19 protein-coding genes, 1 tRNA gene and 1 pseudogene are annotated in these 23,230 nt (G+C 64.6%); 12 read left to right on the forward strand and 9 right to left on the reverse strand.

Annotation, left to right across the window (positions count from 1 at the left end):
• Positions 1 to 18: 18 nt before the first annotated feature.
• Together der and HCT51_RS06050 are read left to right on the forward strand one after the other, a co-directional pair.
• Entirely contained in the window at positions 19 to 1,527 is a 1,509-nt protein-coding gene (der, locus tag HCT51_RS06045; protein WP_166880873.1) for a ribosome biogenesis GTPase Der, read from the forward strand.
• Between the two features lie 110 nt (positions 1,528 to 1,637).
• A complete protein-coding gene (locus HCT51_RS06050) occupies positions 1,638 to 2,957 on the forward strand; it encodes an FAD-binding oxidoreductase (protein ID WP_166880871.1) in 1,320 nt (439 codons plus the stop codon).
• Positions 2,958 to 2,962: 5 nt separating this feature from the next.
• Here the strand turns inward: HCT51_RS06050 and mgrA are convergent, their stop codons facing one another.
• Positions 2,963 to 3,991: an L-glyceraldehyde 3-phosphate reductase gene (gene mgrA / locus HCT51_RS06055; protein WP_166880869.1), complete on the reverse strand. Its 1,029-nt coding sequence runs from the start codon at positions 3,989 to 3,991 to the stop codon at positions 2,963 to 2,965.
• A 41-nt stretch (positions 3,992 to 4,032) separates the two neighbouring features.
• Between mgrA and HCT51_RS06060 the strand changes: the two genes are divergently transcribed.
• Positions 4,033 to 4,527, forward strand: a complete 495-nt coding sequence (locus HCT51_RS06060) for an NUDIX domain-containing protein (RefSeq protein WP_166880866.1) — start codon at positions 4,033 to 4,035, stop codon at positions 4,525 to 4,527.
• Here HCT51_RS06060 and HCT51_RS06065 read toward each other — a convergent pair.
• A complete protein-coding gene (locus HCT51_RS06065) occupies positions 4,524 to 5,114 on the reverse strand; it encodes a GNAT family N-acetyltransferase (RefSeq protein WP_166880864.1) in 591 nt (196 codons plus the stop codon). The genes HCT51_RS06060 and HCT51_RS06065 overlap by 4 nt on opposite strands.
• Here HCT51_RS06065 and HCT51_RS18845 point away from each other — a divergent pair.
• Positions 5,113 to 5,370: a hypothetical protein gene (locus HCT51_RS18845; protein ID WP_255523549.1), complete on the forward strand. Its 258-nt coding sequence runs from the start codon at positions 5,113 to 5,115 to the stop codon at positions 5,368 to 5,370. The two genes, HCT51_RS06065 and HCT51_RS18845, sit on opposite strands and share 2 nt — an antisense overlap.
• Here HCT51_RS18845 and HCT51_RS06070 read toward each other — a convergent pair.
• From HCT51_RS06070 to HCT51_RS06080, 3 genes and pseudogenes are all read right to left on the reverse strand, one after another.
• Positions 5,251 to 5,562 (reverse strand): annotated as a pseudogene (locus HCT51_RS06070) (GNAT family N-acetyltransferase); the annotation flags it as partial. The gene HCT51_RS18845 and the pseudogene HCT51_RS06070 overlap by 120 nt on opposite strands.
• 55 nt (positions 5,563 to 5,617) lie before the next feature.
• On the reverse strand, positions 5,618 to 5,893 hold the full coding sequence (locus tag HCT51_RS18700; protein ID WP_224760703.1) for a MerR family transcriptional regulator: 276 nt from the start codon (positions 5,891 to 5,893) through the stop codon (positions 5,618 to 5,620).
• A 171-nt stretch (positions 5,894 to 6,064) separates the two neighbouring features.
• Entirely contained in the window at positions 6,065 to 6,874 is an 810-nt protein-coding gene (locus HCT51_RS06080) for a phosphotransferase (protein ID WP_166880861.1), read from the reverse strand.
• Positions 6,875 to 7,080: 206 nt separating this feature from the next.
• On the opposite strand from HCT51_RS06080, the gene HCT51_RS06085 reads away from it, so the two are divergent.
• A tRNA-Pro gene (locus HCT51_RS06085) sits at positions 7,081 to 7,157 on the forward strand.
• 55 nt (positions 7,158 to 7,212) lie between these two features.
• On the opposite strand, the gene HCT51_RS06090 is transcribed toward HCT51_RS06085, so the two are convergent.
• On the reverse strand, positions 7,213 to 8,379 hold the full coding sequence (locus tag HCT51_RS06090; protein ID WP_191413787.1) for an IS481 family transposase: 1,167 nt from the start codon (positions 8,377 to 8,379) through the stop codon (positions 7,213 to 7,215).
• 252 nt (positions 8,380 to 8,631) lie between these two features.
• Here HCT51_RS06090 and HCT51_RS06095 point away from each other — a divergent pair, with 252 nt between their 5' ends.
• Both HCT51_RS06095 and HCT51_RS06100 read left to right on the forward strand, forming a co-directional pair.
• Positions 8,632 to 8,862, forward strand: a complete 231-nt coding sequence (locus tag HCT51_RS06095) for a helix-turn-helix domain-containing protein (RefSeq protein ID WP_166880638.1) — start codon at positions 8,632 to 8,634, stop codon at positions 8,860 to 8,862.
• A 4-nt stretch (positions 8,863 to 8,866) separates the two neighbouring features.
• Entirely contained in the window at positions 8,867 to 10,060 is a 1,194-nt protein-coding gene (locus HCT51_RS06100; RefSeq protein WP_166880636.1) for a tyrosine-type recombinase/integrase, read from the forward strand.
• Positions 10,061 to 10,109: 49 nt separating this feature from the next.
• Here HCT51_RS06100 and HCT51_RS06105 read toward each other — a convergent pair whose 3' ends face one another.
• Both HCT51_RS06105 and HCT51_RS06110 read right to left on the reverse strand, forming a co-directional pair.
• Entirely contained in the window at positions 10,110 to 10,706 is a 597-nt protein-coding gene (locus HCT51_RS06105; RefSeq protein WP_166880628.1) for a hypothetical protein, read from the reverse strand.
• 9 nt (positions 10,707 to 10,715) lie between these two features.
• Complete coding sequence (locus HCT51_RS06110; RefSeq protein WP_166880625.1) at positions 10,716 to 10,982, reverse strand: single-stranded DNA-binding protein; 267 nt, start codon at positions 10,980 to 10,982, stop codon at positions 10,716 to 10,718.
• 128 nt (positions 10,983 to 11,110) lie between these two features.
• On the opposite strand from HCT51_RS06110, the gene HCT51_RS06115 reads away from it, so the two are divergent.
• From HCT51_RS06115 to HCT51_RS06130, 4 genes are all read left to right on the forward strand, one after another.
• Complete coding sequence (locus HCT51_RS06115) at positions 11,111 to 11,968, forward strand: DNA methyltransferase (protein ID WP_224760704.1); 858 nt, start codon at positions 11,111 to 11,113, stop codon at positions 11,966 to 11,968.
• Positions 11,965 to 14,283 carry a DEAD/DEAH box helicase gene (locus HCT51_RS06120; RefSeq protein ID WP_166880622.1) on the forward strand — a complete coding sequence of 773 codons (2,319 nt, stop codon included), beginning with the start codon at positions 11,965 to 11,967 and terminating at the stop codon, positions 14,281 to 14,283. The genes HCT51_RS06115 and HCT51_RS06120 overlap by 4 nt, the downstream gene beginning before the upstream one ends.
• Positions 14,284 to 14,905: 622 nt before the next feature.
• On the forward strand, positions 14,906 to 18,445 hold the full coding sequence (gene mobF, locus HCT51_RS06125; protein WP_166880658.1) for a MobF family relaxase: 3,540 nt from the start codon (positions 14,906 to 14,908) through the stop codon (positions 18,443 to 18,445).
• A gap of 148 nt (positions 18,446 to 18,593) precedes the next feature.
• Positions 18,594 to 18,980, forward strand: coding sequence for a sulfate permease (locus HCT51_RS06130; protein WP_166880620.1), 387 nt, complete (start codon positions 18,594 to 18,596; stop codon positions 18,978 to 18,980).
• Between the two features lie 1,855 nt (positions 18,981 to 20,835).
• Here HCT51_RS06130 and rraA read toward each other — a convergent pair.
• Positions 20,836 to 21,312 (reverse strand): ribonuclease E activity regulator RraA, encoded by a 477-nt coding sequence (gene rraA / locus HCT51_RS06135; RefSeq protein WP_224760758.1) that lies wholly within the window; start codon positions 21,310 to 21,312, stop codon positions 20,836 to 20,838.
• A 189-nt stretch (positions 21,313 to 21,501) separates the two neighbouring features.
• Here rraA and HCT51_RS06140 point away from each other — a divergent pair, with 189 nt between their 5' ends.
• On the forward strand, positions 21,502 to 23,094 hold the full coding sequence (locus HCT51_RS06140; protein ID WP_166880618.1) for an isocitrate lyase: 1,593 nt from the start codon (positions 21,502 to 21,504) through the stop codon (positions 23,092 to 23,094).
• Positions 23,095 to 23,230 lie beyond the last annotated feature (136 nt).

Raw genomic sequence — 23,230 nt, forward strand, 5'->3', positions numbered from 1 at the left:
CACGAACAAGGATTCCCCATGGCAGAGAACGACGACTTCCCCGAGTTCGACCAGCACCTCGCTGATCGGCTCGCGGCCCTCGATGAGTCGGAGGCGGCGCAACGCGCCAACGCGCTGCGCGCGGGCCTTGCCGACTACGAGCTCGATGACGAAGACATCGACATCCTCGACACGGCCACCGAAGACCCGGATGCCATCACCTACCTGCCGGCCCTGCCGGTGCTGGCGATTGTCGGCCGCCCGAACGTGGGCAAGTCGGCGCTGGTCAACCGCATCCTCGGCCGCCGCGAGGCCGTGGTCGAAGACACCCCCGGTGTCACCCGCGACCGGGTGTCGTACAAGGGGGAGTGGAACGACCGTCGCTTCACCCTCGTCGACACCGGCGGCTGGGAGCCCGACGCCAAGGGCATCAACGCCTCCGTCGCCGCGCAGGCCGAGATCGCCGTCGACCTCGCCGACGCCGTGCTGTTCGTCGTTGACGTGAACGTCGGCATCACCGACACCGACGAGCACGTGGTGCGCATGCTGCGCGCCACCAACAAGCCCGTCATCGTCGCCGCCAACAAGGTCGATGATATCCGTCAAGAAGCGGATGCCTCGGTGCTCTGGAACCTCGGACTCGGCGAGCCCTGGCCGGTGTCCGCCCTGCACGGCAGGGGAGTGGCCGACCTGCTCGACCACCTGCTCACCGTGCTGCCCAAGGTGTCAGCCGTCGCCAAGGAAGAGGTGGGCGGACCCCGTCGCGTCGCCATCCTCGGACGCCCGAACGTGGGCAAGTCCAGCCTGCTGAACAAGGCCGCCGGTGAAGAGCGCGTTGTCGTCAACGAGCTCGCCGGAACCACCCGCGACCCGGTGGACGAGCAGGTGGAGATCGGCGGCAAGGTCTGGCGCTTCGTCGACACCGCCGGCATCCGTCGCCGCGTGCACCTGGCGCAGGGCGCCGACTTCTACGCGTCACTGCGCACCACCACCGCGCTGGAGAAGGCCGAAGTGGCGGTCGTCATGCTCGACGTGAGCCAGCCGATCAGCGTGCAGGACGTGCGCATCATCGACCTGGTGCTCGAGTCCGGCCGTGCCCTGGTGCTCGCCTTCAACAAGTGGGACCTGCTCGACGACGAGCGTCGCCACCTGCTCGAACGGGAGATCGAACAGGACCTCTCGCACGTGTCGTGGGCGCCGCGCGTCAACATCTCGGCACGCACCGGCCGTCACATGGAGAAGCTGGTCCCCGCCCTCGAGGTCGCGCTCGAGTCGTGGGACACCCGCATCCCCACCGGCAAGTTCAACGCGCTGCTCTCCGAGCTCGTCGCCGAGCACCCGCACCCGTTGCGCGGTGGCAAGCAGCCGCGCATCTTGTTCGGCACCCAGGCGGCATCGCGTCCGCCGACATTCGTGCTGTTCACCACCGGATTCCTCGACCCCGGCTACCGCCGGTTCATCACGCGCCGCCTGCGCGAGATCTACGGCTTCGAGGGCACCCCGATCGTCGTCAACATGCGAGTGCGGGAGAAGCGCAAGCGCGCCTAACCGCGTGCTCGCTCCTCACCCCAGGTTGAGGAGCGAGCGCCAGCGAGCGTCTCGAAACCCGCTCCGTCAACGGGCAGACAGCGCCCCTGTCGGCGCGTAATCTGACGCCCATGATGCTCGAGGAATTGCGTTCACTCGCCGAGGTCATCACCCCCGGCGATGACGACTGGGAGACCGCCCGGCACTCACACGCCGGCCCGACCGAGCCCGACATGATCGTGCGGGCGAGATCGGTGTCGGATGTCGCGGCCGCCGTCCAGCACGCCGTGCGCTCCGGGCTGCCCATCGCGGTCCGCGGCGGCGGCCACAGCGCGTGGGGGAGCGTTCCCGGCGGGGTGCTCGTCGATCTCAGCCCGCTCGATGACATCACGATCACCGGCACGACCGCGCACCTCGGTGGCGGCGCCACGTGGGGTGCCGTGGCGAGCGCCCTCGCCGAGCACGACCTCGGCATCAGCGCGGGCGACACCGCGTCGGTTGGTGTCGGCGGTCTCACCCTCGGTGGCGGCATCGGCTGGATGGTGCGAGCCTGGGGACTCGCCGCCGACCAATTGGTCGGCGTGCAGCTCGTCACCGCTACCGGCGACATCCTCGAAGTGTCGGCGCGGTCGCATCCGGAGCTGTTCTGGGCACTGCGCGGAGGCGGCGGAAACTTCGGCATCGTCACCCGGTTCGACTTCGCCGCGCATCCGCTTCCCGCGGTCGTGTTCGCGACGTTCGAAGTCGACGGCGACCCGCGCGCTGCCTTGCGCGCGCTGCGTGATCTGATGCGTGAAGCGCCGCGCGATGTCACGGCCACCTACATGGATGTGCCGCCGATCGACCCGAGCGCACCAGCGGGCGTGACGATCAGCGCGTGCGTGATCGGGGACGACGCCGAGCACGCCCGGCGAACGCTGGCTCCGCTCAGGACAGTGGACGGAATGAAGGTGACCGACATCGGAGTGCGGCCCTACCGCGACATCCTGCTCGAGGCACCGCCCGCCGACCCGGATGCCCCGATGCCAGGTTTCATCGGCGGCAACACCCTGGTGCGCGAACTGGATGATGCGCTCATCGACGATCTCGCGGGGTTCCGTGAGGCGTATCCGATGTCGGTGCTGTTCTTGCGGACGCTCGGGGGCGCCTTCAGTGACGTCGCCCAGGCGGACTCGGCGTTCCCCGCTCGCGACGCGGAGTTCTTCGTGATGGCCGGAGTGTTCGACATCCCCGGCATGCCCGGCGCTCCGGCTCGGGACGTCGTCGAGCAGCAGTGGGACGCGATTGAAGCGCGTGGGCATGGCATCTACGGCAACTTCTCGGTATCGGTCGAGCCCTCATTCGCCAAGAAGGTGTATCCGCCCGAAATTCGCGCACGACTGGCGGCAGTAAAGCGCGACTGGGACCCGCAGAACCTGTTCTCGCGCAACCACAACGTGCAGCCCACGTAACACGCCTACTCCGCGGTCTGCTCCGCCCACAGGTTGATACCCGAGTCGACCGCGAACCGGTCGATTGCCGCCAGCTCATCGGTCGACAGCGGCGGCCCGTTCAGGGCGTCGAGGTTCATGTCGAGCTGCTCCACCGACGATGCGCCGATCACCGCCGAGGTCACCCGCGGATCCCGCAGCGCCCACTGCAGCGCCAGCTGGGCGAGCTGCTGACCGCGCGCCTCGGCGATCTCGTTCAGCCCGCGCACTCGCGTCAGGATCGCCTCGTCGAGGTGTTCCGGCTTCAGCGTGCCGGGCCGCGACCCGCGCGAGTCGGAGGGCACGCCGGCCAGGTACTTGCCGGTCAACAGCCCTTGCGCGAGCGCGGTGAAGACGATGCATCCCATGCCCTGCGTCGACAGCTCATCGAGCAGGTCGGGCTCGATCCAGCGGTTCAGCATGGAGTACGACGGCTGGTGGATCAGCAGCGGCGTGCCGAGCTCCCGGGCGATGGTGGCGGCCTCGCGGGTCTTCGCCGCCGAGTACGAGGAGATCCCGACATACAGTGCGCGACCGGAGCGCACCGCCTGATCGAGCGCCATCATGGTCTCTTCGATCGGCGTGTCCGGGTCGAATCGGTGACTGTAGAAGATGTCGACGTAGTCGAGGTTGAGCCGCTGCAGCGACTGGTCCAGGCTGGACAGCACGTACTTGCGGGACCCGCCGCCCTGTCCGTACGGCCCGGCCCACATGTCCCAGCCCGCCTTGGTCGAGATGATCAGCTCGTCGCGGTACGGCGCGAAGTCGGTGCGCAGCGCCTGACCGAAGTTGAGTTCCGCCTGGCCGTATGGCGGACCGTAGTTATTGGCCAGGTCGAAATGCGTCACTCCGCGGTCGAACGCGCGGCGCAGGATCGCACGCTGCACCTCGCCCGGCTTGTCGTCTCCGAAGTTCTGCCACAGGCCGAGCGACAGGGCGGGCAGCTTGAGCCCGCTGCGCCCGGTGTGCCGGTACTCCATCTGGTCGTAGCGATCGGATGCCGCAGAGTAGGTCATTCGACCACCTTACGATCAGCCCGCCCCGCTATCCTTGGCGAATGTCTGATAGCACCGCACCAGGACCGCCCGGGTACCCGGTCCGCGACAGCGGCGATGCTTGGGTGGAAGGCCCGGACGGCCGCCGCTTCTGGGGACGCTTCGGCGCAGCCGGCCTACTGGCGTGGCACCGTGAGCTCGGCATCCTGATGCAGCACCGTGTGCAGTGGAGCCACTTCGGCGGCACCTGGGGGCTACCCGGCGGTGCGCTCAAGGACGGCGAGAGCGCCATCGACGGCGCACTGCGCGAAGCGCTCGAGGAAGCCGGAGTCCCCTCCGATGCGCTGAAACTGATCAGTACGTCGGTGTTCGATCTCGGCTTCTGGTCGTACACCACCGTCGTCGCCGAGGCCGTGCGCGCGTTTGAGCCGGTGATCAGTGACCCGGAGAGCGCGGAACTGCGCTGGGTGCCGATCTCCGACGTGGACGCCCTCCCGCTGCATCCGGGATTCGAACGTTCCTGGCCAGCCCTGCGCGATCAGCTGGACGGCAACTAGAGCTTCATGGTCATCACCGCCCGATCGGGTTTTGGTCGAGCCGTCACGGTGAACCCGGCACGCTGGAACAGGGTCACCGTTCCGACATAGAGCTCAGCGGATGGCGCACCCTGGCGTTGCGCAACATCCACCGGGTACCCCTCCAACAGCCGAGCGCCGCCGGCCCGCGCCTGCTCGATCACCGCGTCAAGCAGCGCGCCGCCGATGCCCCGCCGGCGAAACCCCACGCGCACCACGAAGCAGGTGACCGCCCAGACCGAGGCGTCATCCATCGGTTCCGGGCTGCCAGCCTGCACGATTTTCGAGCGCAGCAGCCGGCTGTAGTTCGGACGGGGCTCCACCGCGCACCAGCCGACGGCCTCGTCGCCGAGGTAGGCGATCACGCCGGGCGCCGGCTGACGGGTCACCTGCTCGCGCAACCTGGCGCTCGCGGCATCCTTGGTCATCGTTTTGAATTCCGCGTTCGGCATCTTGAACCACTGGCACCAGCACGAGGCGGGGTCGCCGCGGGTGCCGAATACAGCGCGCACGTCGTCCCAGGGAACTTCGGCCACCGAGACGGTGCGGAGTGCGACATCCGTTGTCATGCCCATCACGATAGGGCAGGCCGCCGACAGCCCAGCAGGGGGTTCGGGCCGGGCGCACCATGGCGGTGGTGTCGGGTTCGGTGAAGCCGAATTGGCGGTACAGGTCGTGTGCGTCGCCGGTGAAGAGCGTCCAGCGGAAGTTGGCTCCCGGTCCCTCGTCGATCATCGCCGACACGATGCGCTTGCCCAGTTCGTTGCCGCGGTGCGCCGGCAGCACGAAGACGTCGGCGAGGTAGGCAAATCCCACGCCGTCTGACACGGCACGGGCGAAACCGACGAGAGCGTTGGTGCCCGCTTCGTACGCGCCCACGACTCGCCATGCGCCCTCAACCTGGCGCTCAACGTCGTCCCTGCTGCGGGAGCGGCCCCAGTACGCCTCGGTGGAGAGGAACTCCCACACCGTGTCAACATCGATTCGGTCGGGGTGGTCGCTCAGCTCATAGTTCACAACTATCGATCGTACGGTCGCGCTCGCGTGACCGACGTCCCCACCGCCACTTGCTTCATAGCTCGGTGAGCAGGCGACGCGCCCCCGGGCCCTCGTCGCCGAGCACGTCGCCGGGGTTGGTGTATGGGCACGCCGTGAGCGACAGGCATCCGCATCCGATGCAGTTCGCCAGATTGTCGCGAAGGGCGGCAACGTGCTCCCCGGCAGCAGCGCAGACGGTTCCGTCCGATACGACATACAGCACATCCGGTTCCGTCCGATACGACATACAGCACATCCGGTTCATCACCCCGGATGTCGCCCTCACCAGCGTGGACCAGGAGTACCTCACCGCCGACGGAACACCCTTGTCGCCTCGCCAGCTCGGCCGACCAAGCTACGTGTGGGTTCGCGCGGACGGTGATCGGCGCATCATTTCCGGGCAGAACACGACCTTTTCGGACGCGAGCCGCTGACCCGCAACCCTTTGCTTGCACGGTGGGCACGGCACAGCGTGCGCGTCTCACGCGCTCCCAGCTAGCCGGGTCGCGACTTGTACCGCTGGCGCGAACATATCGGCCCAGACGGGCGCCTTCTCCGGCGCCAGCAGGTGGTCGGCGACGGCCCGGAAGATCAGTGCGCGGATGAGGAGCTGCGGAAAGTCCGAGCCCTCTTCGGCGGCGGTCTGCGTCATCAAGGCGGTGTCGGCGCCGCGGAACACCACGGCATCGGCAACCACTACGGCCGACGCGTAGGCGGCCGGCCGCCAGTACGGCGAGAAATCGATTATCGCCGGTGGGAGATTCGGCGCGAGCAGCACGTTGTCGGTGAGATCGCCGTGGATGAGCTGCGCGGCCAACGCCACCGGCTGGCGGGAGGCGAGCAAAGCGGCCAGATGCGGGAGTGCTGCGGACTCGGCGAGCTGGTCTTCATCCCACGCGACGCGATCAGCCCGCGCCCACGAGTCATCACGTCGATTGAGGAGCGACGGCCGGTAGTGGTGCTGAAGGTGTCGGTGCAGGGAATGACCGGCGGCCATGATCTCTGGCCAGAGTCCAGATGAGGGAGCGCCCGGCAGGTATGGGTACGCGGTCCATCCGTCCACGATGAGCCGTCCGTCGCGTGCCCGGAGCGGGGGCGCGACGCGGACATCCGCAGCCCCGTCGAGATCGATCAGCACGGACTCCTGCCACTCGAGTTCCTCGGGCGACATGTCGAGCGGCTTGAGAACCAGGGCGCCGGAGCGCCAGGTTCTGCCGTGACCGCTGAGGAAGGGCACCGGCGAAGTGCTCGCGCCGAAAGCGTCGAGGACGGTCGGCGGTGGTCGATCCACTTGGTCGCCCTTCTCGTCCCTCGGAATGTCGATGGCTGCTGGTTTGATTTGAGCATGACAACCACGGCGGTTTCCACCCCGACTTTCCAGTCGGCCGCGGTTTCGCTCGCGGCATACGTCACCATCACGCGGCACTTGTCACGCGACGCTCGTGACAAAGTGCCCTCGGCTCTGCGCTACTATTGACAGGTTGCCGTTCGCGGTAGCGGGCTGTAGCGCAGCTTGGTAGCGCACCTGACTGGGGGTCAGGGGGTCGCAGGTTCAAATCCTGTCAGCCCGACCATGTCATGTCGCAGGACATCGTTCATAGATGTCGCAAGACATGGTTCACAAAACCCTCACTCTCCGGAGTGGGGGTTTTGTTGTTTCTGGGGTTGGTAGTCGCGGGTGGGGTCGAGGATCAGTTCGCGGAGCAGCTGTCCGGTTGTGGTGGCGATGACTCGGATGTGTCGGTCGTGGACGAGGACCTTGACGCGGGTGTGTTTGTGGGCGCGGCCGATTCCGATGTGGTGCAGCTTGGAGTTGTAACGCAGGGTGATTGAGCCGGTCGCGTCTACGCGGTCTTCGCGGATCCGCCAGTGCCCGTCGACGGTGCCGGAGGGGCCGGCTTTGCCGAGTGCGGCGTAGGCCTGGGCGGGTGTTTTCCGGTCCAGTGAGCGGTGCGGGCGCTGGGTGTTGTAGTAGTCCCGGAACTGGTCGAGGTGGTGTTGCAGCTCGGTGAGGGTGCTGGCGGGCGGCTGTTTGGCGAGCCAGTTCTTCATCGTCTGTTGGAACCGCTCGACCTTGCCCTGGGTTTGCGGGTGGTTGGGTCGGCCGTTCTTCTGGGTGATGCCGAGCAGGCGCAGGTCGTTCTCGAAGGCGTTCTTGCCGCCGCGGACGCGGGTGGTGAACACCAGCCCGTTGTCGGTCAGGGTGGAGGCGGGCGGCCCGTATTCTTCAACGTTTCGGCGGAAGTCGGCGACCACGATCTGGCCGGTGGTGACGCGGTTGGCGGTGACCGAGAGGGCGAGTCGGGAGTGGTCGTCGAGGAAGGTCAGGATCTCCACTCCGGTGGAGTCGGCCAGGTGCCAGTGGGTGAAGTCGGATTGCCAGGTCTCATTGGGCAGTTCGGCCTGGAACCGAGTGTATGAGGAGCGCGGGCGCTTCCGGGGTTGCGGAGTGATGAGGTCGTGGCGGTCCAGGATTCGCCAGATCGTGGCGACCGAGGGAACGGTGTCGAATCGGGTGCTCAGGTGGAAGTGGATGGTGTGTGGGCCGGCGTCATGGCCTTGCGCGGTGAGCTCCCGGCGCAGTCGGAGGATCTCCGCTTCGATCTCCGGCTTGGTCTTGGTTGGGCTCCTTTTGGGCCGGCGGGAGCGTGGCTCGATGGCGTCCCAGCCTCCCTCGAGGTATCGCCGCACCAGGGTGTGCACCCATCGGGAGGAGACGCCGTAGTCGCGGGCGACGTCGGCCTTTGACCGGCCCTCGAGAACGACACTGGTCACGATGATTCGGTTTTTCGTCACATCCGAGAAGTGTGAACGATGTCTTGAGACATAGATGAACTATGTCCTGAAACCAGGCACTGTCAGCCCGACCAAAGGTCCCGGAAACTCAAGGGTTTCCGGGACTTTCTAGGTTGTGAGATTTGATCCAGTCATCGAAAACCTCATCAAAAACCCCCCTTCGCGGCGCTTCGGCGGCACCACGGTCTGGTAGCCCGGCGTCGGTTCCAGTTGTCTCTGGTCTCTGCGGTGGGCTCGTCGTACCTAGTCGATATGGACGCCGACACCGCATCGAACCACTGGGGGCTCGAGCCCCTGCTCGACGTGACCGAGCTGGCGGCGTATCTGGGTGTGCCGGTCTCAACGGTCTACGACTGGCGCACGCGCGGTCTCGGCCCGCGCGCCTACCGCTTCGGCAAGCATCTCAAGTTCGCCGTCTCCGATGTGCGGACATGGATCGAGCAGCAGCGCGAAGTGGATCCGCCCGAGGTAGCAGGACGGTGACCCGATGAGCCGCCCGCGCCTGACCATCGGCACGTTCGGCGAGATCAACTTCCAGCGCACGTCGGGCGGCAAGCTGACGGCACGCGCCCGCTACCGCGACTGGGACGGCAAGACCAGGCTTGTCCAGGCCACCGGCGATACGCAGAAGAGCGCGGAACGAACGCTGAAGTCGAAACTCGCGGACCGCACGCTCTTCCAGCCGTCTTCCTCGATCCTTACCCCGGACAGCCTCTTCGGGGATCTCGTCGCCTACTGGCTGGAAGACCTCGATCTGGAAGACCGTCTCTCCAGGACGACGCGGCTGCTCTACGAGCGCAACATGCGCACGCTTGTGATGCCCGCCTTCCGCAGCCTTACTTTGCGCGAGATCGGCGTCGCCCGTTGCGACCACTTCCTCAAGCAGCTCGCGAAGCAAAGCTACAACCGCGCCAAGCAGGCCCGCGTCGTGCTGCGCTTGGCGCTCGGGCTTGCAGTACGCCACGAGGTGCTGCCGCGCAACCCGATGGATCACGTGTCCCGGCTCCACCGGCCAGCGCACACACCTGATGCGCTGACCCCGGTCGAGGTCAACGCGATTCGCCTGGCCATCGCGTACTGGGAAGCGGGCCGCTCGCCGTCCGGTCCGAAGCCCGACGGGCAGCTCAGCGCGATCGTGGAGGTCATGCTCGGCACCTCCGCCCGCATCGGCGAGGTCCTGGCCATCCGACGCCGCGACATCGACATCACCGGCGCGCCGCCGTCCATCCGCCTTGCCGGAACGATCGTCAGCCGACGAGACGAACCCACCATGCGGCAGGACCACCCCAAGACGGCCAAGTCTCGGCGGACGGTGGCAATCCCTTCGTTTACAGCCGAAGCGGTGCGCCGACGTCTGGCCCGGTCGGAGGATTCATCCCCCGACGCCTTGCTGTTCTGCAGCCGCGAAGGCACCCCTCTGTCGACGAACAACGTTCGCCGCCAATTGCGGCGTGTCATGGGCTTTGCAGGCATCACCGGGGTCACCCCGCACTTGTTCCGCCGCACGGTTGCGACCGTCATCAATGAGCTGGCGGGCGTCGATCTCGCCGCCGAATTGCTCGGTCATACGGATCCGAAGATCACGATCCAGCACTACATCCGGCGGAACGAGATGGTCAGTCCCATCACCGCGGAGCTGCTCGATCGGGTTCTGGCGAAAGAAAAGTTGTCGGAAGAGTAACGAACGCACAGTAACAAGCCCGGGTGCTTTAAGCCCGCTGAAATGTGACTTAGTGATCCACAGTGAGCTGCGAGTAGAAGGCATCCTCCGCCGTGCGGCGCCGCGCGACGTCGTCGTGCACGAAGTGCACGAAGTCGTCGTCACGGTTGGTGATCGCGAATTCCTCGAGCGTCGGAACGGGATCTTCGCCGGGCCAAGCGGTCTGCCGTGTCGGTCGGTCGCGGTCGAGACGGGTGCCGCAGGCGGCAACCCAGTCGTGCAGCCGCTGCCGTGCGTCAGCGAAGTCGCGGTGCCAGCCGATCGGTGCTGATCCGTGCTGCTTCGGGTCGTACGCGCTCAGCCAGTGCTGTCGCAGCGCCGACAACTCCCAGATGAGCTCGGGATGCCGATGCCAAAGCGGTGGGATAACGCCCGCGCCGAGCCCGTAGGTGTGCCGCAGCCAGTTCACCCAGGCGTTCAGCTCCAGCCACTCGACCTGCGCTTCCTCGGCGGAGAGCAGGTTCCAGTTGATCGGTCGAGGGAACTCCGGGGCCTGCGCATCGTCTTCGCCGTTGGGTGCGGCCATCGGCTCAGGCTCAGGCTCATCGGCCAGCGGTGGCTCGAAGTCAAAGCCGGGAATGGAGAGTGCGTCATCGTCGAGGGTCATCGCCGCGCCTCACAATGTGATCGGGCGGCTCGGCTTGGCCGAGGGCGCGGGATCGGGTGCAGGCTGCTCGGCCCCTGCACTCTGGCTGCGGCTGCGGTCGACCGTGTAGATCGACCGCGCGGCGTCATGTCCGAGGCGCTTGGCGACGAACTCCTCGCCGGTGATGGTCTGGGCGTCGCGCTCGTAGGAGTATGGGTGCACGTAACCCTCGGCGACGAAGTTGTCGCCCTTGGCGAGCTGCGCGAAGGCGCGCTCCGCACTCCGCCGATACATCACGAGGTCGTGGTAAGTGGTCTCTCCCTGCGTGAACGTGCCGTCTGAATTGCGATCGTAATGCTCTTGCCTTCTGGCGCAACGATCAGGCAGGTCGTGCAGGGCACGGGGAGCTCCGGGCAAAGACCTACTTGGAAGATGTAGCGAAGGGAGTGGTGCCAACAACGTTTTGGGCCTCCGATGATGATGTCGCGGAGTTGGAGCTCGGCGTCATGTCCTGGGCGCATGCGGAATCTGGTACCAGCGAAGTTGGGCTACGCGAACTGAATGCCGTAGTTGGCCGTGGACACGGATTCGATACGGTAAAGCCGCTCAAGCTCATGCAAAAGATCATCCAGCTGTGGTGTCCTCCAACTGGAACCGTCGTTGATCCTTTCGCCGGGTCCGGAACGACGGGACACGCGGTTCTCGCGCTGAACGAGTCCGAAGGCGCCGATCGTCGTTTCATCCTGATGGAGCAGGGACGACCGGAGCGCGGCGATTCGTATGCCCGAACCCTCACTGCGCAGCGTCTGGCCAAAGTAGTCAGCGGAGACTGGTCCAATGGCAAGGGAAAACCAGTCGAGGGTGGCTTCGAGTTTCGACAGCTGACGAAGAATATTGATGCGCCGGCGCTCCTTCAAATGGAGCGAGAAGAAATGGTCGACATTGTCGTGTCGTCCTACTTTGACTCATCAAGGCGTCGAGGGCCGAACTTGGAGCGTGTGGGTGGCCCGGAGAATCGCTATCTCGTCGCCAGGAACTCCGAGGACGAGGGCTTCTACCTTGTTTGGGGTGGATCAGAGAACAATGCCGACTTCGACGAAGACGTCTATGAGGCCTGCGTCGCTGAAGGGAACAACGCCGAGCTGAAGCCGAAGTACCACGTTTACGGGCGCTACAACTTGTTTTCTACGCCCGGCGTGCATTTCTATCAGATTCCAGACCGCATCCTCGCTGACTTCGGCTTAGACGTCCGGACTGAGGCCTATACCGAGGTGGAACGATGATTAGTCTGTTTCGGTTCCAGGAGATTGCAGTAGCTCAGATATCGGAGCGCGTCCGGTTGTACCTGGAAGACCCTGTCTTCGGAGGACGAAACAAGAGCAAACATCAGGTTCCCTTTTTCCAAGCACTCTCAGCCCTGACGGGTGCTGGCAAGACGGCGATTCTTGCAGCTGCGGTTTCTCGAATTGCCTCTGAGATGCCAACCCCGCCGATCGTTCTGTGGCTCTCGATGAGGAGTGCCGTTGTCGAACAGAGTTATCGAAATCTTGCCCACGGTGGCAAATATCATCACTTGCTCGAGATGCCTGTGGCCTGGCTGTCTGAGTACTCCCCGGATGACGTCGGAGGCATCGAGACCGCGCTCATGTACTGCGCGACTGTTGGGACTTTCGCCCAGCGCGATCGCGAGGACGGCAACCTCCGAATCTATAAGAGCAACATCGACACTATGGAACAGTCGACGTGGACAGCGCTGATGGAACGCTTGGACCATCAGCGCCGACGCAGACCACTCATTGTCGTGTACGACGAGAGCCAGAATCTTTCGGATCTTCAGATCGACTTGCTGCTTGACCTCGAGCCAGACGTGTTCCTGCCAGCATCAGCGACGCTCAGGTACCCTGCAAGGCTCGACCGCGAACTCGACGTGCTTCGAGCCCACGAATTCACCGACGATGAACTTGTTACCCGAGTCGTCACCAAGGATGTCGTTGACTCCGAACTGGTCAAGCCTCAAATCGTGCTCGAGGGCTACAACTCACCGATGGAAGAAGCGGTAAGCGCTCTTGTTGCTTCGCTTCGGGAAACTGAGCGAGAGGCCCAAGAACTCGCGTTGGAGTTCCGTCCGAAGGCTATCTATGTGAGCGACACAAACGTCGTTGCGGATAACCCGGGCGAGATGGATGACCCAAGGCAACCCTTCGACCAGCGTCAAGCGCCGCCGGTAAAGATTTGGCGCTACCTCACTGAGAAATGTGGCGTTGACCCCAGTCAGATCGCGGTTTACGCAAACTTGAATGTAGATCGCGAGTACCCACTACCTGAGGAGTTTGTTCTCTTTCAGGGCGGCGACGGCGACTATGCGTCCTTCTCAGAAGGTAGCTACCAGCACGTCATCTTCAATCTTCGGCTTCAGGAGGGGTGGGACGACCCTTCGGTCTACTTCGCCTACATCGATAAGAGCATGGGTTCGACCGTCCAAGTCACTCAAATCATCGGTCGAGTACTCCGCCAACCTGGTGCCACGCACTATTCATCGGAACTTCTGAACACCGCACACTTTTACGTTCGGGTTGACAAGAATGAGGTATTTTCCGGCGTAATCAGCGAGGTCGAACGGGAGCTAGGTTCTGACCCTGGTGGAATCAAGATCATCACATCGTCGGATCGGCGAACCGCGCTTGAAAGCTACCCACCGCTAGTTGATCTCTACGTGCCGCTGACCGGTATTGATTCCAGGCAGGCGATTCCGCTTATTCAGCGACGGATGGAGAACACACCAGATTTCCGTCTCGACACTGTGAACACGCGGGGGACTGGCGCTCACCGCACGGTAAAGCAAAAAGTGGGATCGAGCGCTGAGACCGAAGAATGGCAGACCATCGAGCAGTCCAGTTCGGCGTCTGTCCGTTATATATTCCAAAGGGAACTGCAGAGACAGTTCAAGAGCGTAATCGGAACCATCAACTGGGCTGACCCAAAGCTTGATGCGGTTGTCGATATGGGTAGCCCGGCTTACTACACGATTTGCGAGCTTGCGACTAATGTCGTCGACGACTTCACGAAGGGCTCCCGCATCAGTCAGCGTAAGGACAACCCTTACAAGGCAGGGACGGTCCTTGCCCGGCGCGATGAGATCGTCGAGTACAACAACTCGGTGCACCGGGGCTACGCAGGTCTGAACAGTGAGGAAACGCGGTTCGCGCTCGCTCTGGACGAAAGTGGTCTGCGTTGGGCACGGAACCCCGATCGGCTTGGTTACGGGATCGACTTGGTGACGCCTGGACCAACACAGAAGTTCTACCCCGATTTCCTCCTTTGGACTGCGAATCGGGTGGTGTGCATTGACACGAAGGGCCAGCACCTCGTTCACGAAACAGCCAAGAGGAAGCTGCTTAATACGCGCTATCCCGGTGTGGGCCCTCGGCTGGATATTCAGTTCGTTTCACTCGGGCAATACAACGGGAAACTTGAGAAGAGGGGCTCCGACGGCGCGACCGCTTGGGGACTTGGAAGCGACGGAAACCTCGTACCGGTTCACTATCAGGAGCTCGCAGATGTCGTGAAGTACCTGAGCGATGATTCGCTACGCGATTGACCGTGCGCCTGACGGACCAGCCCATGGCGGATCGCACCTCCTGGCGTCCCAGAAGGCCGGGATCAAAGACGCGCGAGTCGTATCGGTGAACGCAACACCGTCGTTCACAACTCTGGCCCGCTAACTCCGTCGAGATAGCACGTGACTGGCGCAGTCTGACCTAAGCGCGGCGCGGGTCGTCTGCTCCGAACATCGAATCGCCCCAGACAGTAGTGGGTAGAAGCGACGACTTCAGCGAGCTGGTGGCAACACTGATCGATCTCGTGGACAGATTGGCCGCCGCGGTCTCGACAGCAGGATCGGTTCGAATCGCCCGTGGGGAAAGTACTTGAGCCCAGCCGCGACCTTAGCGGACAGAATTGACGACACAAGATCAGACGAGGGCTAACGCCGTTCCGGCAGCTGCGAGAATCAAGGTATCGGGCCGTTGTTAGTTGCCTTCATGAGGTCGAAGACTACCCGGCCTTCGACTGGGTCCAATTCATAGGTGGCGGTCGCCCAGGAATCGCCTGGCCAGAGCCCATCGAGCTGACACACGTCTTGCAGATCAAGGGGGCCGCTGCCGCGGGCTCGGGTGCCCACCTCTCTGGCAGAGGAGAGGCGGCGCCCAGTGTCGGTTTCGATGCGCGTGATGAGCGCCGGCGACGGGTACAAGTACCTGCTCCGCACCGTCGCAGCGGCGGACGGCGATCGGCCGCTCTCCTTGCCTTTGACGCGCTACTACGCCGAGGCTGGAACGCCGCCCGGTCGCTGGCTCGGCGGCGGGCTGTCGTCCCTCGGCCATGGGGAGATCACGAAGGGGGCGCAGGTATCGGAAGCTCAGCTCCAGTTGCTTCTGGGGCTGGGGCTCGACCCGGTGACCGGCGAACCGCTCGGGCGTGCGTACCCGTCATACGCGAGCGTCGCTGATCGGATCGCCGAGCGTCTCGCGGCGCTCGCTCCGGGCCTCGGCATCGTTCAGCGCGCCGAAGCGACCGTGGCGATCGAAGCCGAGGAAGCGGAGCGTGGGCTGCGTCGGGCGGTCGCCGGGTATGATTTCACGTTCTCGCTGCCTAAGTCGGCATCCGTGCTCTGGGCGGTCGCAGATGCCGATACCCAGGCCATCATCGCCGACGCGCATCACGCGGCCGTTGCAGAGGTGGTTGCGTTCATAGAGCGCGAGCTCGCAGCCACCCGCTCGGGCGCAACCTCCCGCGACGGAGCGGTTGCGCAGGTCGATGTCACCGGTCTCATCGCCGTCGGGTTCGACCACTTCGACTCGCGCGCCGGTGATCCGCAGTTGCACACGCACGTCGTCGTGAGCAACAAAGTGCAGACCGCTTTCGATGGCCGGTGGCGCTCGCTTGACGGTCGACCCTTGCACGCAGCGACCGTCGCTCTCTCGGAGCTGCACAACTCGGTCTTCGCCGACCATCTGACGCGTACACTCGGCGTCACCTGGGAGCGGCGGGAGCGCGATGGCGACCGCAACCCGGTCTGGTCGATCGCGACGGTGCCGGAGGCACTTGTCGCCGAGTTCTCGTCGCGCTCCCAGCACATCGACATCGAGAAAGATCGGCTGATCGCCGACTATGTTGCCACGCACGGGCACGCGCCCTCGAAAACAACGATCATCCGGCTGCGTCAGCAGGCGACCCTGACGACCCGGCCCGACAAGGAGATGCGACCGCTCACCGCGCTGACGCACGACTGGCGTACCCGCGCCAGCCATCTTCTCCGGCGCGATGCGACCGTGTGGGCGCGCGAGGCGGTACGCGTCGAGGCCCCCGCGTTGCTGCGGGCGGATGACGTGCCGCTCGACGTGATCGCGGGGGTCGGTAAGGTCGTAGTCACGGTTGTCGGCGAGAAGCGCACGACGTGGGGACGCTGGAACCTCTACGCCGAGGCCGCTCGCCAGACGATGGGCTGGCGTTTCGCAGCAACCGAAGATCGCGAGGCGATCGTCGGAATGATCGCGGATGCCGCCGAGCGGGCGTCGCTGCGCCTCACGCCTCCCGAGCCTGCAACAAGTCCCGCGGTGTTCCAGCGCAGCGACGGCACAAGCGTCTTCCGGCCACGGAACTCCGCACGCTACACTGCCACCGCGCTGCTCGAAGCCGAAGACCGGTTGCTCGCGTTCTCGCGCGACACGTGTGGCCCCGTGATCAGCTCCGCGGCTCTTGCACGCGCCGCACACACGCGCGGCAACCGTGCCGGTGCCCTCGGCGCGGACCAGCGCGCGGCGCTCGAATCCATCGCAGCCTCCGGCCGCGCGCTTGACTTGCTCGTCGGCCCGGCCGGTGCGGGCAAGACGACGGCGATGAACGAGCTGCGCCGCGCGTGGGAGTCGCAGCATGGGGAAGGCTCGGTCGTGGGTCTTGCACCCTCCGCCACCGCCGCGCAGGCGCTCGCCGAAGATCTCGGCATATCGACCGAGAACACAGCGAAGTGGTGGCAGAACTTCCGCGACCACGGCATCGCCTTCACCACCGGCCAGCTTGTCATCGTCGACGAGGCGTCGCTCGCCGGAACGCTTTCGCTCGACCGGCTCACTCAGATCGCCGCCCGCGCGGGCGCGAAGGTTCTGCTGGTCGGAGACTGGGCGCAACTGCAATCCGTCGACGCGGGCGGGGCATTCGCCATGCTCGTCTCCAGTCGCGAGGATGTGCCCGAGCTGGCCGACGTGCACCGTTTCGTCCACGACTGGGAGAAGTCCGCGTCGCTCGAACTTCGGCATGGGCGGCCAACCGCCATTCACGCCTACGAAGCTCACAGCCGCGTCGTAGGCGGCGAGGCCGAGCAGATGGCGGATGCAGCGTACGCCGGCTGGCGACAAGATCGTTCCGCCGGACTCGCCTCCATCCTCATCGCCGAAACCGGCGGCGCGGTGACCGCGCTCAACCAGCGGGCTCGCGCCGACCTCGTGCTCGTCGGCGACGTCGATGCGGGCGCCGAAGTTGCCCTGCACGATGGAACCGCGGCATCCGTCGGGGACATGGTGTTGACGCGGCGGAACGAACGCACCCTGCGGGCAGGACGCGAGTGGGTGCGCAACGGCGACCGCTGGCTCGTCTCGGCGGTGAAGGCGGACGGCGCGATGATGGTTCGCCGCGTCGGGCGGCGCTGGGGCGGCGCGATCGTGCTCCCCGCCGAGTACGTCGCCGAAAACGTCGAACTCGGGTACGCGGTCACTGCCTACCGCGCACAGGGCATCACCACGGACACCGCGCACGCGCTCATCGAGCCGGGTACGACGCGCGAGAACCTCTACGTCTCCATGACGCGTGGACGCCAGGGGAACAAAGCCTACGTCTCGGTTAGTCGACCTGATGAGGATCACAGCACGCGGCATCCCGCTGACCAGGCCGAGGCAAACGCGCGCTCCGTGCTGTACGGGGTGCTCCAGCACGTCGGAGCGGAGCTGTCGGCCCACCAGACCATTGCCACGGAGCAGGATTCCTGGGGATCGGTCGCGCAGCTCGCCGCTGAGTACGAGACGATAGCGGGCGCCGCGCAGCAAGAGCGGTGGGCGGCGCTTCTGCTCGCATCCGGGCTGGCTGCCGACGAGGCTGCCGCGGCGATCGCTTCGACGGCGTTCAGTGCGCTCGGCGCGGAGCTGCGGCGAGCCGAGGCCGACGGCTACGACGTCGACCGGTTGCTGCCGCGACTCGCGGCGGCGCGCGGTGTCAGCGCTGCGGACGACATCGCCGCAGTGCTCCACGAAAGAGTGGCGCGCGCGATTTCCGATGCGCGCGGTGCAGGGCGAGTCCGCAAGCCGCTGCGGCCGATCGCCGGGCTGATAACGCCTGCCGTCGGCCCGATGGCCGGTGACATGCATATCGCCTTGTGCGAGCGCCGCGACCTCATTGAGCAGCGGGCCGATGCGCTCGTCGATGAGGCGGTGCGCGGGGGAGCGCCGTGGCTCTCCGAACTCGGCGGCGCGCCGAACGATCCGCAGCACGCGCAAGAATGGCGACGTGAGGTTCGCATCGTCGCCGCTTACCGCGACCGGCATGGAATCGCGGATGAGTCGGCGTTGGGAAACGCGGTCACCACGGCACAGCGGGGTGACATGATCTGCGTTCGGGCAGCACTGGAGCGTGCACGCAGAGTCGCTACGGACACAGCCGCGGGGGAGTGGCAGGCGTGCACGGTCGCAGGGGCGCCGCCACCGAGCCTGTAGCGCCGCTCTTCCGAGCGTCGCGGGAGAGGCGTACCCTGAATGTCGAGGTAGCGGTCACAAATCTTTTGGTCGTACGCGACAGCCTCCGGGCGCTCATCCACGGGCTATCTCCTCGGCGGAGTGACACGCGTTCACGAGAGTGCGGATCATGTTCCGACTGCTCTGGGTATTTAGCGTCCGCGTTAGCATCTTTTTCTGGCGCAACATGCCGACGAACATCCTGCTCAATGCGCTTCGCATGCGCCGCGGCCTCAAGTGGGGCGTGCCCGGCATACTCCTTGCAGTCCCATATCTTGTCGCGGCGTGGCTCTGCTCGGCCTGGGTTGCCGGTGGCGGCCCCGGCTGGGTCCATCTGCTTGTTCTGCTCTTCGTCTGGAACGCCCTGAAGTTCATCGCGAACGGGCCGATCACCCTCGTGCTGCTCCTGCGGGCGCGGCAGGTCGAGCACCAGGCGCGGAAGGCATACGAGCGGGACCTCGTGGGCTACCAGCCGAATCGTCAGATGGGGCCATTGACACGCTCAATCAGCGGCTGACGCGGGTCACTCCGGTGGAGGCTGCCGCGGCGTGTCGGCGGTTGCCCATAGCCTTTTGTGCATGATGACATCGGCATGGCTGGCTCTCGCATGACCTCGGCCGAAAAGATCCGTGGCTTCATCGGTTGGCGAACCCGGCGGCGCGCTCTGCTTGAGCGCCAGAAGGAACACCCCGCGCTTCCTGGACGAGGTCGTCTATTGATGTGCCCTCATATCTAAAACTTCGGAAGATGCGAGTGCACTGCTCGATAACCTCTGTTTCGACGAATGTTCTGTTTCTACCCATGCCGTCAGCGTACGGATAGGTGAACGATCAGTCAGGAACAGTCAGTCAACAAAATAGGACGCGTTCAAAAGGGCATGCGACGTCCGCCAATACGCCGAACGAAGCCACTGGGTCACCACATCCCAGCCGCCGATGTCGACTGCCGCCAGTCGCGCAAGAAACCTGGGATTGCCTGGCTTGGTGCTTCGACTCGTCGTCGAGGGTGTGCGGCGCCGAGCAGGCATCTGACACAGCTCGGGCACGTACTCTACCGAGCGAATGGCGGGTCGCTATCGCCCGGGCGTCGCATCGCGCGCATGAGCGACGACCTTGAGGACGTGTTGCAGAGTCCGAACTGCGCCACGCGCCTCCAGTCGCTCGACATCGAGGGCACAGACGGGTGTCCCTATTCGTAGTGCCCTCGATGCCGTGTGGCAGCCCTGCCGAGGGGGGCGGAGACTACTGGTTGGCGACCAACTTCCCGAGGACACGCAGCCGGTACTCTTCGCGCCGCGCACTACCGATCTGTACACCCTCGGAATGGGGGTCGCTCGCCCAGTGTCCCGTCCCTGTGCTCGAAGCTTGGCGCTCTCCGCCCTCGGGCGCCCCGCGTCGTCCCCGCCACCCGAAGGTGGGGATGACGCCACCCCTACCTCTGGACGAGCCTGTTCCACCAGCGTCGAATCATTGAGGCGGGCGGCGGGGTTTCCACGAGTGCGGGTTTCTCCCGGTGCCCGGCGATCAAGCTAACTGTCGTGCATCGGCGACAGTCGAGCAGGAACTCGTGGACGGCAAGGCCAGTACCGAAGTAGGGATTCCGAACTGCCATAACCGATGCTCCGCAACTTGGGCAGGAGAGATTCACGAGTAGTCCTCTCCCGGTCAGCGTGATTCGAGTGTGCTTCGCCTCCGGGGTACAACCCGAATGCGCCCTGGAGGCGAAGCGAGCACGATCCACTCATATCTCTACCGGGTGACAGGGATGACGTGCCAAACGCCTACAGGGGCAGGCGCTCTGACGAGCATAAGGGGGTACAAATCAGTTTTGCTCCTCTCGAAGCGACTGTGGCTCAGTCGTTAGAATCGACGCAACGCAGTGGCCGGGCTGCTCCAAGCACCACAGGAGCACTCATGGCCATGCAGCACAGCCGGCAGGACGCCATCGACGCGCGCGCTCGTGCATCGAAGAGCCCGACACCGATATGGCATCCGATTCTCGCCGCCGCCGAGATCCGACCCGGCCTCTGGCACATGGTCGACCGGTACAACCAGCCCTACGCGGTCGTTCTCTTCCTCGAACTCGATGGAGAACACGGATACCGCGGAAATGCTCGGTCATTCCGGAACACAAATCACCAAGAAGCACTACATCGAGCGGTCGAGTGCGCCCAACCCCGCAACAGCCGCAATTCTCGACCTGCTGGCGCCACCGGTAATGGCTCGATGATTCAACGGGACGCTCAGCGCGACGCGCTCGAGGAAGCTGTGACTCGATCGAGCTCCGGAGATTTGCTGCACCGAAGCTACCTGTCACCTCGAAGGGTCGCTGAGGGGCATTTCGTTTCCACGTCGGGCGTACTACCGCGTTGGTCAGTACTCGACGAGAACTCCGTCCTCGTCGCTGAAGAGTCTTGCGCCTGGCCGGAATGTCACGCCACCAAAAGCCAAGACGATATCGGTCTCGCCCTCGCCGGCCTTCGCGCTCTTGCGCGGGTTGGTGCCCAAAGCTTTAACGCCGATCGAAATGTTCGAGATCGCGACACGGTCGCGGATCGCGCCATTGATCACCACACCGGCCCATCCGTTGTCCGCCGCGATCTGAGCGATCATGTCACCTATCAGTGCCCGCTCGAGCGACCCGTCACCGTCAACGACAAGCACGCCTCCGTTGCCGGGCGTCGACAAGACGGACTTGAGAACCGCATTGTCTTCGAAGCACTTCACCGTCCGGATCAGTCCCTCGAATTTCGATCGAGCGCCAAAAAGTTGAAATTGAATCGGCAGTGACTGGATGTCATCGCCCAGTTCGTCGTACAGGTCCGCAGTCGTCGTTGTCATGTTTGACATCATCCAGCGATTCTAAATGTGAGCGGGCGTAACGACAGGGTCGCAAATCCTCTTCTTCTGCGCACCAGAAGAATCACACAACTTCTGCCCTGAAATCGCCTGAAGACCGGGTGTTCTTCGTTCAGAGTGGCATTACACAACACTCCCGGCACCACGCTGCACAGAACCACTCATAACAAAGGAAGAGACATGACCGCCTACCAAGACGACATCGACGCGATCGAAGCGCTGAAGCAGGAAACCGGCAGCAGCTGGGATGCGATCAACCCCGAGTCGGTCGCCCGCATGCGCGCCCAGAACCGCTTCCGCACCGGCCTCCAGATCGCCCAGTACACCGCGGACATCATGCGCAAAGACATGGCGGAGTACGACGCCGATTCCTCCGTTTACACCCAGTCGCTTGGCGTCTGGCACGGCTTCATCGGCCAGCAGAAGCTCATCTCGATCAAGAAGCACCTGAAGACCACCAACAAGCGCTACCTGTACCTCTCCGGCTGGATGGTTGCCGCGCTGCGGTCGGAGTTCGGACCGCTCCCCGACCAGTCCATGCACGAGAAGACGGCCGTTCCGGCCCTCATCGAGGAGCTCTACACATTCCTCCGACAGGCCGACGCCCGTGAACTCGACCTGCTCTTCACACAGCTGGATGCCGCGCGTGCGGCAGGCGACGAGACCTCGGTCGAGCTCATCCAGGCGCAAATCGACAACTACGAGACCCACATCGTGCCGATCATCGCCGACATCGACGCCGGTTTCGGCAACCCGGAGGCCACGTACCTGCTGGCCAAGAAGATGATCGAGGCGGGCGCCTGCGCGCTCCAGATCGAGAACCAGGTCTCGGACGAGAAGCAGTGTGGCCACCAGGACGGCAAGGTCACCGTTCCCCACGAGGACTTCATCGCCAAGATCAACGCGGTGCGCTACGCGTTCCTCGAGCTCGGCATCGACAACGGCGTGATCGTCTCGCGCACCGACTCGCTCGGCGCCGGCCTCACGCAGAAGCTCGCCGTGAGCCGCACGCCCGGCGACCTCGGTGACCAGTACAACTCGTTCCTCGACGTCGAAGAGATCCCCGAGTCCGGGCTAAGCGACGGCGACGTCGTCATCAAGCGCGACGGCAAGCTCGTGCGCCCGAAGCGCCTCCCCAGCAACCTCTTCCAGTTCCGAGAGGGAACCGGTGCGGAGCGTTGCGTGCTCGACAGCATCACGTCGCTGCAGAACGGTGCCGACCTGCTCTGGATCGAGACGGAGAAGCCGCACATCGGCCAGATCGCCGGCATGATGAACGAGGTTCGCAAGGTCATCCCGAACGCCAAGCTGGTCTACAACAACAGCCCGTCGTTCAACTGGACCGCCAGCTTCCGCCAGCAGGCCTACGACGCCTTCGTCGAAGAGGGTAAGGACGTCTCGGCATACGACCACAGCAAGCTTATGAGCGTCGAGTACGACGACACCAAGCTGGCGCAAGTTGCCGACGAGAACATCCGCACGTTCCAGAGCGACAGCTCGGCACAGGCCGGTATCTTCCACCACCTGATCACGCTGCCCACCTACCACACGGCCGCACAGTCGACGGATGACCTGGCCAAGGGCTACTTCGCCGACCAGGGCATGCTCGCCTACGTCAAGGGCGTGCAGCGCCGCGAGATCCGCGAGGGAATCGCCACGGTGAAGCACCAGAACATGGCCGGATCCGACATCGGTGACAACCACAAGGAGTACTTCGCCGGCGACTCGGCCCTCAAAGCCGGCGGCGAGAACAACACGATGAACCAGTTCTAGGACTCGTTCTCCTGCACCAAACGATGCCGGTCTCCCCCAGGGGAGGCCGGCATCGCTGTGTAAGTGCCAGCTAACCGCCGCGTTGATCACGGAGTTTGCTCTCGTTTTGAGGCAGAGCTTGCCGGACATGCGCTCG

The organism is Salinibacterium sp. ZJ450, assembly GCF_011751885.2.
Lineage (GTDB): Bacteria > Actinomycetota > Actinomycetes > Actinomycetales > Microbacteriaceae > Ruicaihuangia.